The 17,338-nt window shown below is 44.5% G+C and carries 16 protein-coding genes; 14 read left to right on the top strand and 2 right to left on the bottom strand.

The genetic code is table 11. The annotated features are described in order from the left end of the window. Positions 1 to 223: 223 nt before the first annotated feature. The 9 genes from HP399_RS23755 (at position 224) to HP399_RS23715 (ending at position 9,416) form a co-directional block, all read left to right on the top strand. Positions 224 to 1,420, top strand: a complete 1,197-nt coding sequence (locus HP399_RS23755; RefSeq protein ID WP_173619948.1) for a DUF418 domain-containing protein — start codon at positions 224 to 226, stop codon at positions 1,418 to 1,420. 161 nt (positions 1,421 to 1,581) lie between these two features. Then, positions 1,582 to 3,054: an S-layer homology domain-containing protein gene (locus tag HP399_RS23750; RefSeq protein ID WP_228088329.1), complete on the top strand. Its 1,473-nt coding sequence runs from the start codon at positions 1,582 to 1,584 to the stop codon at positions 3,052 to 3,054. A gap of 137 nt (positions 3,055 to 3,191) precedes the next feature. Continuing rightward, positions 3,192 to 4,091, top strand: coding sequence for a helix-turn-helix transcriptional regulator (locus HP399_RS23745; RefSeq protein ID WP_173619946.1), 900 nt, complete (start codon positions 3,192 to 3,194; stop codon positions 4,089 to 4,091). Between the two features lie 19 nt (positions 4,092 to 4,110). Beyond that, positions 4,111 to 4,920, top strand: coding sequence for an SDR family NAD(P)-dependent oxidoreductase (locus HP399_RS23740; protein WP_173619945.1), 810 nt, complete (start codon positions 4,111 to 4,113; stop codon positions 4,918 to 4,920). 12 nt (positions 4,921 to 4,932) lie between these two features. Next, a complete protein-coding gene (locus HP399_RS23735; RefSeq protein WP_173619944.1) occupies positions 4,933 to 5,886 on the top strand; it encodes an ATP-binding cassette domain-containing protein in 954 nt (317 codons plus the stop codon). Further along, positions 5,883 to 6,665 (top strand): ABC transporter permease, encoded by a 783-nt coding sequence (locus tag HP399_RS23730; protein ID WP_173619943.1) that lies wholly within the window; start codon positions 5,883 to 5,885, stop codon positions 6,663 to 6,665. The genes HP399_RS23735 and HP399_RS23730 overlap by 4 nt, the downstream gene beginning before the upstream one ends. A 170-nt stretch (positions 6,666 to 6,835) precedes the next feature. Further along, the gene (locus tag HP399_RS23725) at positions 6,836 to 8,218 is read left to right on the top strand and encodes a TraB/GumN family protein (protein WP_173619942.1); all 1,383 of its coding nucleotides are present in this window, start codon (positions 6,836 to 6,838) and stop codon (positions 8,216 to 8,218) included. 142 nt (positions 8,219 to 8,360) lie between these two features. Further along, positions 8,361 to 8,864: a tellurite resistance TerB family protein gene (locus HP399_RS23720; RefSeq protein ID WP_007723788.1), complete on the top strand. Its 504-nt coding sequence runs from the start codon at positions 8,361 to 8,363 to the stop codon at positions 8,862 to 8,864. Between the two features lie 150 nt (positions 8,865 to 9,014). Further along, positions 9,015 to 9,416: a DoxX family protein gene (locus HP399_RS23715; protein WP_173619941.1), complete on the top strand. Its 402-nt coding sequence runs from the start codon at positions 9,015 to 9,017 to the stop codon at positions 9,414 to 9,416. A gap of 54 nt (positions 9,417 to 9,470) precedes the next feature. On the opposite strand, the gene HP399_RS23710 is transcribed toward HP399_RS23715, so the two are convergent. Continuing rightward, the gene (locus HP399_RS23710) at positions 9,471 to 10,445 is read right to left on the bottom strand and encodes a helix-turn-helix domain-containing protein (protein ID WP_173619940.1); all 975 of its coding nucleotides are present in this window, start codon (positions 10,443 to 10,445) and stop codon (positions 9,471 to 9,473) included. Between the two features lie 168 nt (positions 10,446 to 10,613). Here HP399_RS23710 and HP399_RS23705 point away from each other — a divergent pair, with 168 nt between their 5' ends. The 4 genes from HP399_RS23705 (at position 10,614) to HP399_RS23690 (ending at position 14,328) form a co-directional block, all read left to right on the top strand. Continuing rightward, a complete protein-coding gene (locus tag HP399_RS23705; RefSeq protein ID WP_173619939.1) occupies positions 10,614 to 11,336 on the top strand; it encodes an energy-coupling factor transporter transmembrane component T in 723 nt (240 codons plus the stop codon). After that, on the top strand, positions 11,333 to 12,814 hold the full coding sequence (locus HP399_RS23700) for an ABC transporter ATP-binding protein (protein WP_173619938.1): 1,482 nt from the start codon (positions 11,333 to 11,335) through the stop codon (positions 12,812 to 12,814). Before HP399_RS23705 ends, HP399_RS23700 begins: the two co-directional genes overlap by 4 nt. 382 nt (positions 12,815 to 13,196) lie before the next feature. After that, positions 13,197 to 14,048, top strand: a complete 852-nt coding sequence (locus HP399_RS23695; RefSeq protein ID WP_173619937.1) for a BRB family alpha/beta fold macrolide esterase — start codon at positions 13,197 to 13,199, stop codon at positions 14,046 to 14,048. A 28-nt stretch (positions 14,049 to 14,076) separates the two neighbouring features. Continuing rightward, positions 14,077 to 14,328, top strand: coding sequence for a transposase (locus HP399_RS23690; protein ID WP_173620153.1), 252 nt, complete (start codon positions 14,077 to 14,079; stop codon positions 14,326 to 14,328). Between the two features lie 193 nt (positions 14,329 to 14,521). Here the strand turns inward: HP399_RS23690 and HP399_RS23685 are convergent, their stop codons facing one another. Beyond that, positions 14,522 to 15,067 carry a helix-turn-helix domain-containing protein gene (locus tag HP399_RS23685; protein ID WP_173619936.1) on the bottom strand — a complete coding sequence of 182 codons (546 nt, stop codon included), beginning with the start codon at positions 15,065 to 15,067 and terminating at the stop codon, positions 14,522 to 14,524. A 209-nt stretch (positions 15,068 to 15,276) separates the two neighbouring features. On the opposite strand from HP399_RS23685, the gene HP399_RS23680 reads away from it, so the two are divergent. After that, a complete protein-coding gene (locus HP399_RS23680) occupies positions 15,277 to 17,214 on the top strand; it encodes a serine hydrolase domain-containing protein (protein ID WP_173619935.1) in 1,938 nt (645 codons plus the stop codon). Positions 17,215 to 17,338: the final 124 nt, after the last annotated feature.

Here is a 17,338-nt window from a genome sequence, read left to right as displayed (position 1 = left end):
ATCAATATTGGGTGCAGACGAGAAATGTAGCAAGCAGTGTCATCGTGGAATGGATGATGCCAGAAACATCGCCAAAATATTCGTCGCGATATTTGATCGGTTGAGGTTCTCCTGATCGTCCACCATACGCAAGTAATGATGGATGTAAAATTAAGGAAACGATAAGGTGCGATTTAGAAGCCATTAAGCTTAGCTCGTTACAATCAGGCTTGAGGTGATAGTCATGGAGCTACAGCAAAACCGCGTTCGCATCATCGATGGCTTGCGGGGATTTAGTTTAGTAGGAATTTTGATGGCGAATATGCTGATTTTCCAGTATGGGATTTGGGGAAGCCAAGAAATGGATTTATACGCCCTCCCCGATTATGAAATGACAGCTTATAAGCTTGTGAAAATATTTGTGGAAGGCAGCTTTATGCCGATTTTTACCTTCATGTTTGGTTTTGGCATGATCAAGATGCAGCAAAGCTTGGCCGCCAAAGGTTTGAAGCAAAAACGCTACCTTGCCCGCAGATTTTTGATGCTGATCGGACTTGGTCTCCTTCATTCGTACTTCCTATGGGAAGGGGATATCTTGGGGTTTTATGGCATGATGGGCTTCTTTCTGTTGCTGTTCATGAACCGTAAACCGAAAACACTGCTCATTTGGGGGATTGTCTTACTCTGCCTCATCAGCTTAATGGGGCTTGCTCCAGAAGATCCGAATGATCCTGAGAGCATTACCGATCCTGCCCGTATGGAAGCGTATGTGGTCAAAACCATGACCGTCTATGGCACGGGCACATACGAAGAGATCGTGCATCACAGAAGCAGTGAAGACCCGCTTGGATTGCCAGAATACATGATGATTGCTTTACTGTTGCTCGCGCCGCTTATGAGCGCACCCATGTTCCTTTTTGGGATGTATGCTGCGAAGCGCAGGTGGTTCGAGAAGCCAGAGGAAGAACGAACCTCGTATTTCCGAAACATGCTGATCTTCTTGCCAGCGGGACTTTTGTTAAAAGGGCTACATGAGTATCTACCGGGAAATTGGTGGAGTGGCGTCGGTGAGATATCGGGGGGAACCATTCTTGCCATCGGTTACATTTTTGCCTTTGTTTGGTTCTTTTCCAGAAGCACGGAATCAACTTGGCTGCCAAGGTTTCAGGCCGTGGGGAAACTCTCCTTAACGAATTACCTTTTGCAAACCGTCATTTGTACGACGATCTTCTATGGCTATGGACTCGGGTGGTTCGGAAAGATCGGGGTATTGGCTGGTTGCGGATTAGCGATCGTGATTTATGTGGGACAGCTTTTCTTAAGCCCGCTGTATTTAAAACGGTTCCGTTATGGCCCAGTGGAACGACTATTGCGTATGTGGACGAATTTTTCGCTCTCGGGCAAGACAAAGCAACGCCCAGAAAAACCTATTTCTGCTTAGCGCCAGAAAATAAGAACCAAGTTGCTGCTCTATTGGCTACTTGGTTTTTTGTTTTTCTTGGCCTCTAAAAATATGAATCCTCTTATCGGTCTCCATCATATAATGTCAACGATTGGAAAAAGATGATCAAATGGGTCATCGTAAAGAACGGAGGATGGGAATTGGGACGTTTTCCAAGAGCAGTAATGAGTCTTGTTTTCTTTAGCCTCTTTTGCTTGATCTTCCAAGCATCCATATTCGTGCCTGTAAGCCAAGCAGCAAGTGAAGAGGAAACACCTGCCGCGGTAGAATCCACTGTAGATCTTCGTCACTTACAAGGAAAAGTCAATGAAATTAACGCCGAGAATTTAATCCAGGAAAAATATACGCCCGACAGCTGGAGCAAGCTTGTGTATGCGTTGGATGCTGCAAAAGCCGTACTGACGAAGCCAAACGTCACCCAAGCAGAAATCGATGGTGCCTTGTCCGTGTTAGTCATAGCAAGAGAAGGGCTGAAGAAGCAGGAAGGTGCAGTCGACAAGAGTAAACTGCAAACGAAAGTAGAGGAAATTGCAGTGGAAAAGCTGCAAGAAAAAGATTACACGAGGACCAGTTGGAAAGAGCTGCAGGATCGACTAGGGAATGCTTACTTTGTGCTGGATGATTCGCATGCGAGCCAGATTGTCGTAGATGTTGCCCTTGAGAAACTGATCAAAGCGAGACAAGATTTGAAGAGACAAGATGACGCTGTTTATAAAAGAGAATTGAGAGCCAAAGTGGAAGAGATCGAGGACAAAGACTTGGATGAAGACGACTACACCAGATCAAGCTGGCGTGATTTGGAAGATGCACTCGAACATGCATGGGATGTCATCAACGATTCACATGCCAGACAGTCGGAGGTAGACGACGCCCTGTACGATTTGAAGAAGGCATGGAGAAATCTAGAGGATGACGATGATTGGGACAGAGACCGGGATCGGGACAAAGACCGTAAAAAAGATTCCTATACCACACCGACAAACAGCTTTTTCACTGGAGGCAGCTCTATAAATAAGAAAGAGGAACGCCCTGCAACCAATAAGAAAAGCAAGAGCCAACGTGGCTATATCAATGGCTATCCTGACGGAACGTTTCAACCGGATCGCACGGTGACACGTGCGGAGATGGCTGCCATTTTACTGAACGCTGAAATGGTGAGCCAGTCTTCTGCGAATAAAGGAAGGTTCTTCGATGTAGCCGACAACTACTGGGCAGTAAATCCGATTCATCAAGCAAGTGCAGCGGGTATGATGAGCGGCTACTCAGATGGCACATTCCGCCCATCGGCCAACATTACCCGAGCGGAAATAGCCGCGGTCATCTATAAGTACAAGGCCTTGCAAGGTGCGGGAGGGGGCACTGCCTTTTTTGATGTGAGGGGAGATCACTGGTCATCTCCAATCATTGCAGCGGTTGTTGCAAAAGGCTACATGACAGGTTATCCCGACGGCACCTTCCAGCCAGAGAAAGCGCTGACTCGTGCCGAAGCTGTAACGATTCTCAATCGCGTGCTGAATCGCGTGCCAGAGAACCAAGCTGGCCCGCAAAGATGGCCGGACGTCGTACCTGGTCATTGGGCGTATAAAGAAATTGAAGAAGCATCCATGAAGTAACGATTTCGAAAAAGGACTCACCCTCCTGTAAAATAAGAGGGTGAGTTTTTTTAATCCTGACACACATGATGTCAGGATTCGTGCATTATGATGAGGACAGTTACCGAATAGGTGATGAACATGAGGAGTGTAAACAGATGAAGCTGGATCGATTACTTGCCATCACAATAGAGTTGATGACGAAAAAACGGGTGACAGCAACAAATCTTGCAGCCAGATTTGAGGTCTCTGTTCGAACGATTTATCGTGATGTTGAGTTAATGAATCAAGCTGGCATTCCCGTCGTTTCATTTACGGGAGCAGATGGTGGATTCGAGCTGATGGAAGGTTTCTTCCTAACGAAGCAGCACTTCTCTGTAAAAGACTTTTCGGTCATATACCATCTCTTAAAAAGTACGGAAGGAGCTATCGGAGGAAAATATACGACACTTGTTCAGAAGCTGGGCAGCCTGCAGCCTGCTCTACTGAATGGGGGAAATAACGAATCGATCATTTTTAACCTGAGTACGGTAGAAGATGAAAAGGCCGCTATTCACCCGCTTTCAGAGGCGATCCAGCAAAATCGAGTCACGAAGTTCTCTTATAGGAGTGCATCAGGTACGGTCTCAGAGAGACGAGTAGAGCCGCTCCGTTTATTTTGGGAGCGTGGAGCGTGGTATCTTCAGGCGTATTGCTTATCGCGTCAGGCGAATCGAATCTTTCGCCTTTCCAGGATTACCGCGCTTGAGGTGACAGAAGTCATTTTTCACCTAAGAAAAGACCAGACAAGCCAGGCCGAAGAAGAAACGCAAGACTTTGAAGGGACACTCGCGCATCTCCGTTTTGATCCGTCCGTAGGGCTACGTGTGTTGGAACAATTCCCGGGAGAATGCACGCATCACGGTACGCATATCGATTTGCACAAAGTTTTTTATAAACGAGACTACGCGATTTCCGTCGTATTAAGTTATGGAGCAAAGGTGGAGATCATCTCCCCTGACGACTTAAAAGAAGATGTATGGAAAGAAATCAAAGAGATTCAGCAACGCTACCAATAATTTGAGGAGGATGTACAACATGACGATTTTAGTAACGGGTGCAACAGGTACGGTAGGGAGACATGTGGTGGATCAGCTTTTGAAAAAGGGAGTCAAGGTGCGTGCTATTTCGCGGAATCCGGAAAAAGCCGACCAGCCAGTGGGAGTAGAGGTTGTGGCAGGGGACCTTGCTATACCGGAAAGCTTGGAAGCGGCGTTGCAAGGTGTAACGGCTCTGCACTTAATTGCTTCTAGCTACACCTTTCAAACCGATCCGAAGGTAGTCGAAATGGCGGAAAGAGCTGGTGTGAAGCGCGTGTCCGTTTTGGTGAGCGACACCGAAGGGCCTGTGGAAGAAGCACTGGCAAACAGTGGGATGGAGTGGACTCTCCTGAAGCCTGTGGAATTCATGTCCAATGCGATTATCGATTGGCAGGAGTCGATTCGTTTGGAGGGAGTCGTGCGAGAGCCTTTTGGCAATGCCTTAAGCGCCAAAGTACACGAAGCAGATATCGCGAGTGTTTCTGTGGTGGCATTACTTGAATCGGGACACCATGGGCAAAGTTATTTTCTTACGGGACCAGAAGCGATTACGCGCATTGAATCTGTTCAGATAATTTCGAAAATTTTAGAGAGAGAAATTCGGTTTGAAGAGCTTACGGAGGAGCAGGCGCGACAGAATTGGAGAGATCAGGGGTACGAAGAGGGAGATATCGACTTTTTCGTAGCCATGGGCAAAAATCCACCTGAAGTGGGCTACACAGTCTTATCTACGGTGGAGCAAGTGACGGGAAAGCCTGCAAGAACGTTTGCCGAATGGGCATCGGAACATAAAAGCTATTTTGGATAAGGAGTGGCCGCCATGTCATACGCCATTGAAGTTACGAATCTCAGGAAATCGTTCGGGGATCATGAGGTGGTCAAAGGAATTGACCTGTATGTAAAAAAAGGGGAGCTGTTCGCTTTGCTCGGCCCGAATGGCGCTGGAAAAACGACAACCATCCATATGCTTTCCACGCTCCTTGCGCCAGATGGTGGAACAGCGTTGGTAGCCGGATGCGATATCGTGAAAAACGCGCAGGCTGTGCGCAAGAAAATAAGCCTAACGGGACAGTTTGCTGCCCTGGATGAAGGATTAACCGGATTGCAAAACTTGATCTTGATTGGCAGATTGTTTGGCTACTCTGCGAGGGAAGCACGTACGAAAGCAAGCGAGCTGCTTCATACCTTTGGGCTTGCAGATGCCATGGATCGTACGGTGGAAAACTATTCTGGCGGGATGCGGCGACGATTAGATATCGCCGCTAGCGTCCTCACACAGCCGGAGCTTATTTTTCTGGATGAGCCAACTACGGGTCTCGATCCGCAAAGTCGGCAACAAGTATGGGAAGTCGTCCGTGCGCTGTTGAAATCAGGCACCACTGTGCTAGTAACGACCCAATATCTCGAAGAAGCCGATCAATTAGCAGACCGGATCGCGGTGATCGATAAAGGAACGATGATTGCAGAAGGGACACCTGAGCAGTTAAAAGCCTCGGTGGGAGGCAAGACGTTGACGGTTCGATTGACCGAACATCTGAACAAGGAACGGATCAGCCGTCTTTTGGAAGAACAACTTCGGTTACCGATTTATCCAGATCAAGATGACCCGCATTTTTTTAGAATCCCGGTAAAAGAAGCGAGTCTGGCAAACCAAGCAATCGGGATGCTTCTGGCTCATGATGTTTCCATCGAGCATTTTTCCCTGAGTGACCCGAGTCTGGAAGAAGTGTTTTTGGCCCTGACTCATGGCAAAAAGAAGGAGGCCATCTCATGAACGCAAGTCATACGCTCAGTACCTTTGCGGCGATCCGCATCTTTATGTGGCGCACATGGCAAAACACACAGAACAACTTTTTCACATTTTGTATGGACGCTATCCTCTCACCTGTGATGATGTTGCTTATTTTTACGTATTTGTTCGGTGGAGCCATCGCTGGTTCTACGGCATCGTATCTCCAGTTTTTTCTGCCAGGTGTGCTTGTGTTGACGATCATTCCAATGACGGTTTATAGCGGGACAACCATCTGCCAGGATATTGCGAAGGGGGTGTATAACCGTTTTCGTACCATGCCCTTTTGGCAGCCAGCGTCTGTCATAGGCCCATTACTGACAGATGGCCTACGGTATTCGGTTGCGATACTCGTCGCCTTTGGTACAGGAATGCTGCTTGGGTTTCGTCCAGAAGGGGGTATAGTCGGTGCGGTACTCGCTATTTTGTATATCATTTTCTTCGCCTTTAGTGTGAGCTGGATTTTTTCCATGATCGGTATTTTGGCAAAGAGATCGGAGACGGTATCGGGTTCAAGTATGTTTTTTGTGTACCCGTTGCTTTTTGCCAGCACGATCTTCGTAGATTCTTCTACCATGCCCAAATGGATGGGGACAATCGTCAATCTAAACCCGATCAGTATCGCAGTAGGGACGGTTCGAGGATTGATGGGCGGAACAGCAAATCTGTCTGATCTGATGGTAGGGATCGGATTATGTCTGCTGCTCATTGGCATATTTGCTCCGTTGACGATGCGTCTGTATTTGACCAAACCGAATCGATAACTTGCGGATTCATTGCGAAAGCGTCGACGATCAATGTCGATGCTTTTTATGTATAGTGAAAATGGTCGCATTTCCTATTCTTTTCTATCATTCGGTTATCTCTTCCAGATTATTGTGGTATAATCTACCATTGTGAAACAAACAGCTTAGAATCGAGAGGAGAAAGTTTGATGAAACTAAACAAACGCTGGAGCAAGCTGACTCGTTGGGCGGGAACAGGTGCCCTCAGCTTGGCGCTCTTGCTGGGATATGTGTTGCCTGTGCACGGGCAGACACCCGTAGCTCCTGTTATCAGCCCTTGGTCTGTCACCACGTTGAACGAAGGGGAAAAATACGGGATTTTTCCACTGGCGTGGTATGAGGATGCCTCTTTTCAACAAGCCATTTCTGCTGAGAAGTTCACTATCTTGCTGGAAGGTACAGCGAAAAAACTGGACCGTCTGGGATTGAAGAAAAAGAATGCGACTTTGCCGCTTGCAAAGGATAAGGTCATGACGAAGGAAGCGGTCACGACTGCTTTGTACAACATACTGGCAAACTACGAATTGCCAGCAGCATTCGAAATGAACGGGGAGAGTCCGATTGACTACATGAAGAAAAAGGGCCTGGTAAAAGGGACGAGCGCTGGTCTTGAGCTGAAACAGCCAAGCACGGTGGAGCAATCAACAGTGATGGCAAGCAGACTGGTTGAGTTTGCATACGATACGGTTGGTGCTGGTGCCGAAGGTCTGATGTGGAAAGTGACCAACGATAAAAACACCATGTACTTGCTCGGCTCGATTCATGTGGGAATCCCCGATATGTACCCGATGCAAAAAGACATCCGGGAAGCGTATGAAGAGTCAGACGAACTGTGGGTTGAGGCAGACATTATTAATGGGGACAGTGATTATCTCACGCAAAAAATGGTCTATACAGATGGCAAGACACTAAAGGATCATGTATCTGCTGAGACATATCAAAAGCTGCAAAAACTGCTCTCAAAGCTGGAGCTGCCAGCCAATTCCTTTGATGCCTACAAGCCTTTTGCCATTTCCTTGTCTGTGCCATCGCTGGGCTATGTAGACACCGATACAGACCTTCAGTTCAGTATGCTTTCCGGTATCGACAGGTACTTCCTGACAAAGGCGATGCTGGATGAGAAGCCGATCAATGAGCTGGAAGGCATCAAGCTGCAAGCAGATTTGCTCTCTGGCGTTCCGGCAGAGCAACAGGAGAAGGAATTGAATATCATGTTGGATGTTGCTTTGACCGAAAAAGGGCTTCAAGAAAACGCAGACATGCTAAAAAACATGCAAACAGAATGGGTAGAAGGCGATCTGGAGGGCTTTACCAAGATCATGACAGAGCATGGCGATTTCGGTGAAGGCGAAGTGAATCAGCGTCTGCTCGGTGAGCGAGACAAAAACATGGCTATTAAACTCGCAGAAGTGTTGGAGAAAGAAGGGGAAACTACTTCTTTTGTCGTGGTCGGTGCTGCCCACTTTTCAATGAAGGGCATGGTTATCGATCATTTGAAAGCCAAGGGCTATAACGTCCAACAATTGCAATAAGAGCTAGAATAGGAAGTGTCGGCGCGCAGGCTGGCACTTCTTTTTTGTTTACCGAAAAATTGCTTACCCGGACAACTGTTGCTAACATTCTCCAGTTGATAGTAAAATTATACTATCTTGGCATACATAGGAGGTATTTTGCGTGGGCTTGTTTGATATGTTTAAGACAGACAAAGGGGAAGAAATGACCCCTCATTTTGGATTCGCATGTTCCTTGCTCTACATGATGAAATCGGATGGAGAAATGGACCACGAGGAAATCGGTCAATTGCTCGCTGTATTGGGCGGTGAAGAAAGCAACGGCGTGATTGGTGTAGGTGCTAATAACAGACAGTTGCTCGATAACGCAATGAAATATACACGCAATAACTCCATCGAGAAATTCCTGAACGAAGTAACTCCATTGCTCACAGATGCTCAAAAAATGTGCATCCTGGTTAACCTGATCGATTCCTCTCTGGCAGATGGCCAACCTGAGCGTGAAGAGCAAGAACTGTTTGGCAAGTTCTTGACTGCATTTGGTATTTCGGAAGATCGTTTCCGTCCATTCTTTGAAGTAATCGTGTTGAAAAATGACCGTGGTGTGTTCGTGAATCAAAACCATCCAAAGAACCAACCAGGTTACAGAGTTACGCTTCCCGTTTAATCTTGGATACGAATTCAGAACCTTCTCATTTGAGAAGGTTTTTTTCGTTTTTAGAAAAAGACAGTTCCCCAAAAGAGCAATACAGAAGAAATGTCGCCGCTTTGATTGTGCTACGATCTGCTTAGGAAAAAAATGAAAGGTGGGACCCCCATGCGGAGTCAAATTTCCAAAACACGTCTGTGGATTGCACGGATGATGAGCGGACTTGTCATTCTTTTTATGCTTTTTGACGGTGTATTCAAACTCATCCAGCCGGCTCCTGTCGTAGAGGGAACGCTCGTACTTGGCTATGCGGAGCATCACATTGGCTTAATTGGAATTCTCGCCCTTGTATCAACGGTGCTGTATGCCATTCCCCGAACAGCAGTTTTGGGTGCGCTTCTGCTGACTGGATTTTTCGGTGGGGTCATCGCTACCCAGATCCGTGTAGATGCGCCACTCTTTTCCCATACGCTGTTTGCTGTCTACCTCGCGATTTTGATGTGGGGCGGGTTGTGGCTGCGGGATGAACGTGTGCGAAAACTGCTTTTCGCTGCGAAAGAAGAAAAATGATAAACACAAAAGAAGCTGTAGCCACATCATTGGCTACAGCTTTTTACCATGGTCCTATTTGCTTGTCACCGTGAATCTCCGGTATTCGTTGGGCAATAGGCCGGTGCTTTTGCGAAACAGCTGGGAGAAGCGACTGGAGTTGTGATAGCCTACGATATACGCAATCTGATTGATGTGTAAATCGGTGCTCGTGAGCAGTTGCTCAGCGTGATTCATTCGCTTGTTTTGGATATATTCGGTAATGGTGCATTGGTTCGCTTGCTTAAAGGTGTATTTTAGCTTGGTGAGTCCCATGCAGGCGATCCGGGCGAGGTGCTCCAAGTGTATTTCGGAGGAGAAGTGATCGTCAATGTAGGCTGTAACAGCTGTCAGGCCGTCCATATCCTGTCGGGATATGCTTTTGGATGGATGCGTTTTTTTATGTGCTTTGGCCTTCTCCACAATTAGCGATACTGCTTCTGCGACTTTCCCCTCGTAGTACAGCTTTGCGGCAATTCCCGTTCCCCGAAAATTCCGTATCTGTCGGAGCAAGAAAACAAGCTCCGCGAAATTCGTCATCCCATCTATAGTAATAAAGGACGAGCGCAGGTCCTTATACTCTACTGGATATTTGCTTTTCAAATAATCCTCGTAATACTCCGGCATGATTTCAATAGCTGTCGAGCGAATGGGAATGTTTTTGCGATAGCTGGCCCGATACAAATTGTTATAGCCGATATGGACGCGGATGCAACCGCTTGACAATCGTTTATATGGGTTGAATTCTTCTCCAGAGACGGAATCGTAATAATTGAAGCTCAGGTACTTGGGCTGCTGGAACTCCAGAAACAAATCCTCGTAAAAGACGAAATCTTGGATCGAAATCGAAAACAGGTTGTCGCGCGTATAAGTCCAGTAACGCCCCTGACCTTTCTCTGGTAAAACAGAAAAGCAAGTACCCTCGCGGTTGTATGGACCGTGGTCGTCGTCAGGATAAAAGCCGCATTGCATTAAACACGGCGTATGTAGTTCCGTCAAAATATCTTTCATTATAGTCACCACCCATGCCGTGATCGGACGAAAACATACTACGAAAAGACGTATGTCTACCTGTCGTATTGCTAGAGATTATGATCATCATTATCATTACGATTTGTAAGGGAGGCTGTCTCCCTTTATAAGGTTGTGTGTGATCTCGGTTGTAGGGGTGTTTGTTGGATGAAGGAAGAAGCTAATGAAAAAGAAACAGCGCGTACGAGACGTCTCGGTCCCAGAACGCATCTGTTGGTGCTGGTAATAGCAAGTATCTTGACCATGATCGTTCGTGATGATATACAGGTGCACTTACTGGTGGCACTAAGTGTAGTGTACTTGGTATGGAATTACCTGTCCAGAAAGGCGTTTCAACTGGTCGTGTTCTATTGCGTGTGCATGACTTTTGTGTTTTTTATGCCGAATGCGTTGTCGTTGGGAACGATGAAGCTCATCGTCTACACGATGGTGAGGATGATGCCGGTCATCATGATCGGCACGGTTCTGATCTATACGCCACCTGGTAGTATCATGAGTGCCTTTGAGAAGATGTATGTCCCCAAAACGATTTTGGTGATGATTTGCATTTTGATCCGATTTTTCCCCGTGGTCCTTTTGGAAATGAAAGCGATTCGTGACGGAATCCGCGCCAGAGGGATTTTTCCACAGTGGTACAGCGTACTGAAGCATCCGGCCATGGCCTACGAATGTTTTTTTATGCCGTTGGTCGTCCGTTGCCTGAAGCTGTCGTCAGAACTGGCGTCGTCTGCTGAGCTCCGCGGTATCGAGTGCACAAATGCGCGGACCTCTATCTATCCGATTGGCTTCAAGATCACGGATGGCATCGTCGTCGGGGTGTATGCGCTGATAGGCTCGGCAATTTACTGGACGGGAGGGATGATTTCGTGATTGAGCTGAACGATGTCACGTTTCATTATGGACAGGAAGATGGGGGACATGACACTGAGACTGGCGTGAAAAATATCAGCTTATCTGTAAAAGCCGGACAGTGTGTCGTGCTATGTGGGCGGTCTGGTTGCGGCAAGAGTACGATTATGAGGCTGGTCAATGGTCTCGCACCGAATTTTTATACCGGACGCCTCACGGGTGAAGTAAGCGTGGGTGGCAAAAGTCCTGCGAGCATGCTGCCAGAGGAACGTACCCGGCTAATGGGCGTCGTGTTTCAAGACCCCCGCAGCCAATTTTTTATGGAAACTGTCCGAGATGAGCTGGCGTTTTCCGCAGAAAACATCGGCATGGCACCAGACGAGATTCGAAGCCGGATGGATAGACAGGCGAGCCAGCTCGGGATTTCCCACCTGCTCGATAGCTCTTTACATAAGCTGTCCAGCGGGCAAAAGCAACGGGTGGCTATAGCGGCCGCATCCGTTTTGACACCGCCACTTCTCTTGTTGGATGAGCCTACTGCGAATCTGGACGCTTCCTCTACGCAAAACCTGATTGAAATCATAAGCAAGCTCAAGCAAAAAGGTACCACCTTGCTCATCAGCGAGCATCGGCTCGTTCCTTTTCTACCCGTTGTCGATTTGTTTGTCTGCATGGAAAATGGCAAAATCGCACACACGTGGACGAAGGACGAGTTCTGCCAGCTATCTCATGATGATGTCCGTATGTACGGTTTGCGTCATCCTGACATGACGCTTCCCGAGACAGCGAAGAAACATGAGCAGCCAGAGATGTCCGAATTCATGGTGGAAGGAAGAGGGCTTAGCTATTTTTATAAAAAGAAAAACGACGGAATCACCGATATCAACATCTCGCTTCCGCAGGGGAGCGTAACAGCGTTGACTGGAGAGAACGGTACGGGCAAGACGACGCTATGCAAAATTTTATGCGGTCTTCTTCGTGAGCGAAAAGGAACGATTGTCCGCCAAGGTCGTTCACTTTCTGCCAGCAAAAGACGAGCTGTGAGTTATTTGGTGATGCAGGATGCGGACTATCAGCTCTACGCAGACAGTGTCGGAAACGAAATCGTGCTGGGGAAGATGTTGAATGAAGAGCTCCGCGCAAAGGCGTATGAAGCGATGGATGCTTTCGGTTTACGCGAGCTTCGCGATCGGCATCCGGCGTCATTATCCGGTGGAGAGAAGCAGCGGGTCACGATGGCAGCCGCTTATTGCTCCGAGGCAGAATTGATAGTGCTGGATGAACCGACAAGCGGACTTGACGGCGATGGAGTGCTGAAGGTAGCAGCATGGGTGAAAAAGCTGGCTGAAGCAGGCAAAACGGTCGTCATGATCACGCATGACCAGATTCTTTCCAAGCTGGCATGTGATCAAGTGGTTGAGCTGCGGCTTACCCGAGACGTTGAGACGATTTTTGCGGAGGCAGGGATACGGACAACCATTGAAACTGCCAATCGTTGACAGATGAAAAAGCATGTGGTAGGATGGGCACAACTTATTAGGAACGGAGGGTTACGTGTGGCAAATTAATTTTTCGATACTTTATTCGCACAACACAATCGATGAAATAGCGTGAAAAGGCTATGTTGTGTGCAGACGAATCGAAAAATGGATTGCCGCTACGGTAACCCAATTGAATCATGGGCAAATGGAGTGAGGAAGGCAAGCGTGATGACCTCCTCTATTTGCATGATCTACGAAGAGAATGGAACCAATTCTGTACAATCAGATGCTGGTATCTGATGTTCATGGTTTTCGTTTCTTCTTCCTTTTTCGATGACGTAAGCACAGGCAGCCTAGCCTGTGTTTTTTTATTTCAGTTCGTTGAGGAGGAAAACTTACAATGGCAGAACAGATATTAAAAGTGAACGGTGTGGAAATATGTGCGGAAAGCTTTGGGAAGCCCACAGATCCGGCGATTTTGCTGATTATGGGAGCCCAGATGTCCATGCTTTGGTGGGAGGAAGAATTTTGTCAGCGAATAGCCGACGCTGGACGCTTTGTTATTCGTTTTGATAATCGGGATGTCGGACGTTCCACGACCTACGAGGTTGGCCAACCTGGCTATACATTTGAAGATATGGCGGATGACGCTGTTCACGTCCTAGATGCATTCGGCGTACAGCAGGCGCACATCCTTGGTATGTCGATGGGCGGAATGTTGACGCAAATCATTGCATTGCGACATCCCGAAAGAGTTCGCACGATCACATTGCACGCAACGTCCAATTTTGCTCCTGACCTACCTCCAATCGATGAGAAGCTGATGGAGTTTTTCAGCAATATGAGGGAAATCAATTGGGAGGATGAACAAGAGGTTTTAGAGGTTGCCGTGGCGAGTTCGAAGGTTTTGATCGGTTCCAAGCATCCTTTTGACGAGGCGCGCGTTCGTGAATTGGCCCAAATAGATATCGCCAGAAGCAACCATTATGCGAGTAAGAACAACCACGCCTTCGTGACGACCGGTGAAACGTACCTGATGCGGACAGGGGAAATCGCTGTACCAGCTCTCGTGATTCACGGTACAGAAGACTTGCTCATTCCTTTCGCGCATGCATTGCATCTTGCAAACACCATTCCGGGAGCAGTCTTGCTCACGTTGGAAGGGACAGGGCATGAGCTTCCACATGGGGATTGGGATGTCGTCATCGAAGCGATTTTGAAGCATACGAGTGCAAGACGCGTACGATTATAAATATCAGCTCGATTGCGGGCAAAAAAACATTCGTGAGATCGCGCTGGTTCCAACCAGACAGCAAGGTGGGGTACCAGAAATACGAGAACGAATTGAATCGTTACGAGAGCAGCAAGCCCAAGTTTCAACTCCAAAGCAGATAAAACGTGAGATGGATGAGAATAATAAAGATGCAATTATAGTATCTTTAAAACGTAAAATTAAGAAATTGGATGAAGAAAATAAAGAACTACGTGAGCAGTTAAAATTTGCTTATGCAGAGGTTTATAAAAAAATCTAAGGGAACATCGTTCCCTCCTTATTCAACTAAAGGGCCATTTAATTGAATAACACTTTAATGAAAACTGGATATTTATGTTAGATTTTAGAAGAGATTGTGAAGTTTTGTACTTAAAGTAACGGGGCAGGCTAGCTGAAGAAGAACGTAGAATACTAAGGTGCAATGCTAGATGCTTAAGAGGCATTATTGTCTCTTAAGCATCTGGAATAATTGTAATAGCAACTGTTCGAACTGGAGTATCTTCTGCATTATTTTCACTTGTATTATGGTAGTACTTATTAATTAATTCGTTTAATTCATTTTGGAATTGATTGAATTTTTCATCATCTAACGTTAACGCGGCTAAAGAAAAAGTAGCACTATCCTCTGAATTGTTTTGCTCTTCTAATTTTTTAAGATAACTTTGATATTGATACAAAAGAGATAATTGGTAGTAAGTAACATAATCAAGTTTCTGCTGTTGCGATGCTTTTTTCCATTCCTCCGCATCGATTCTAGCCTCATCTTCTTTTAAAGCATAATATTTTTCAGAAACAGATTTCACTTTTTTTTCTTTAATAACGTGAATAATTCCAGAATCCATCATAATTTGTAACTGTCTATATAGAGTTGCTTGAGGTACATCTTTAATGATTTTGACCATTTCTAAAGGTGTTAATCCATTTTCTTTATTTCTCATTAATGATTGGCAAATTTTCATTCTAACGGGATGCATTAAAACATCAACTTTATTGACCATAATATCCCCTCTTATTCATCCGGTTTTTCATTCCTATTATAAATAATGAGAATAATTATTGCAATCATTCAACTTTTACTTTATCATTATCGATAACGATAATGAAGTTTGGTTAAGCAGAGTTAAATGCTCTTAAAGATATTGATTTTATAGCTTTTCTCTAAGGGCGTTAATCTAAGACTAATACTTTTATAAGAGGGGATACGAAAATGATAAAAAGAATAGAATTGATATTAACAGTTAGTATTATTATGTTTTTGACTGTTTTTGGACTAAGTACAAAACTTAGTTTTGCAGCGGAATTAAAGAAAATTAACGGGGAAACACCTTCGGGTATTCCATTGAATGAGATGGAAGAAAAGATAGATCAATATGTATCGAAGTATTTAGACAAAACAACACCAGGGGCTGCAATTGCAGTTGTGAAAGATGGTCAAATTATTCTCTCAAAAGGCTATGGATATGCGGATGTTGAAAAGCAAATTTCAGTTGATCCATCAAAGACAGTTTTTGAATGGGGATCCATAAGTAAATTATTCACTTGGACATCTGCAATGCAATTAGTTGAACAAGGTAAACTTGATTTAGATGAGGATATTAAAACATATCTACCTTCTGACTTTGCAAAAAAACTTAATTTCCAACAAACTGTTACAATGAGAGATCTTATGAATCATGCTGCTGGATTTGGAGACTACGCCTTTAATACAATTGCTTTTTCAAAGGATGGATTATTCCCTCTTGAAGAAGCATTACTACTTGATAAATCTAAACAGTATTATAAAGTGGGAACAGCTAGTTCGTATAGTAACTATGGAGCATCTCTTGCTGGTTATGTAGTGGAATGTATAAGTAAACAGCCATTTCATGATTATGAACGGGAACATTTATTTAATGTACTTGAGATGAATAATACAACGGGAAATACAACATTTGATGATAATAAAAAACTTTTAGAAACAAAAGCAAAGGGATATTTACCAAATCCAGAAGGAGGTTTCATACTTGGTAATTGGTCATATGTTTCTCATTATCCAGCAGGTTCTATAAACGGTACGGTAGAAGATTTGGCAAAATATGCAATTGCAATAACTCCAGAAAAAGGTCAAAAGTCACCACTATTTGATAATTCAGACACATTAGAAACTATGTTTTCACCAAGTTACAGTTTAGATGGAGAAATGGTTGGAACGGCACATGGTTTTTTTGAATATGTGGGAGAATACCGTACTATTGGTCATGGAGGTAATACTGCAACATTTTCAAGTCAATTTGCGATAGTACCTGAAGAAAGATTTGGAATTGTAATCCTTACAAATGCAAGTGCTGAAATGGACATTCTATTTGGAGTACAAGAATTGTTAATTGGTAAAAAGCATACAGAGAGTAAAGTTCCTTATCTAAAACTACCTTCTTCAAATGAAGTAGATGGAAAATATGTTCCATTTCAACGGCAAGAGGGAAATTTTTTAGAATTTGCAAATTATCAAAATTTATATACTGTTAGTGCAACGAACAAAAATGAAATCACAATGAGTTTAGGGCAATATAAAGGTACTTATGTACAGACGAAACCATATTATTATGAACTTGTTAAAGAAAATTTCCCTGTTTTTAGAAATGCGTATCCCATTTTACAATTCAAAATGGAAGAAGGCAAAGTGAAACAGATAATTGTAGGACATGGTATGGATTTATCTGAACTACCACCTGATAGAACAATCCCAGTTTTAATTGCTAGTGTTTTAGTATTATTAAGTACAACTCTGTATTTCTTAATTGCACCACTGATTTTACTCATTCTTAAATTTAAAAATAGAAAGAAACAATTAGAATTAGAAGATAAAAGATTTAATTTCTACTATTCAATGTTAATATTATGTGGCACAATAACTTTTTTAAACAATCTAATATGTATTACTAGAATTATGATGAATAAATTCCGTACCTTTGCGGAGGTCAAACCTCATCTTTTACTGAATTATCCCTTACTCGTATGTACAGTTATTGCAGCCTTCTTCTCTATCAAATATATGAGAAAAATAGTAAGTTCTAAAAAACGTAAAGTATTTTATTTTCTTACAATTACTTTGTTAACTTTATTATTTGCATTATTAATAGGATGGAATTTCTTTATTGTTGTATAAATAATTAGCTAACTATGATTGTCAGTGTTGTTGAACAATTTTATATGGAAAATCATGATAGAGAAGAATGGTAGAACCCACAAATTGGTGAAGTAAATCAAATATTACAGTTCCGAAATTTTCA

The sequence above is a fragment of the Brevibacillus sp. DP1.3A genome (genome assembly GCF_013284245.2).
Taxonomy (GTDB): domain Bacteria; phylum Bacillota; class Bacilli; order Brevibacillales; family Brevibacillaceae; genus Brevibacillus.
Note: the sequence above shows the minus strand (reverse complement) of the source record. Positions and strands in the feature narration are given on the sequence as shown.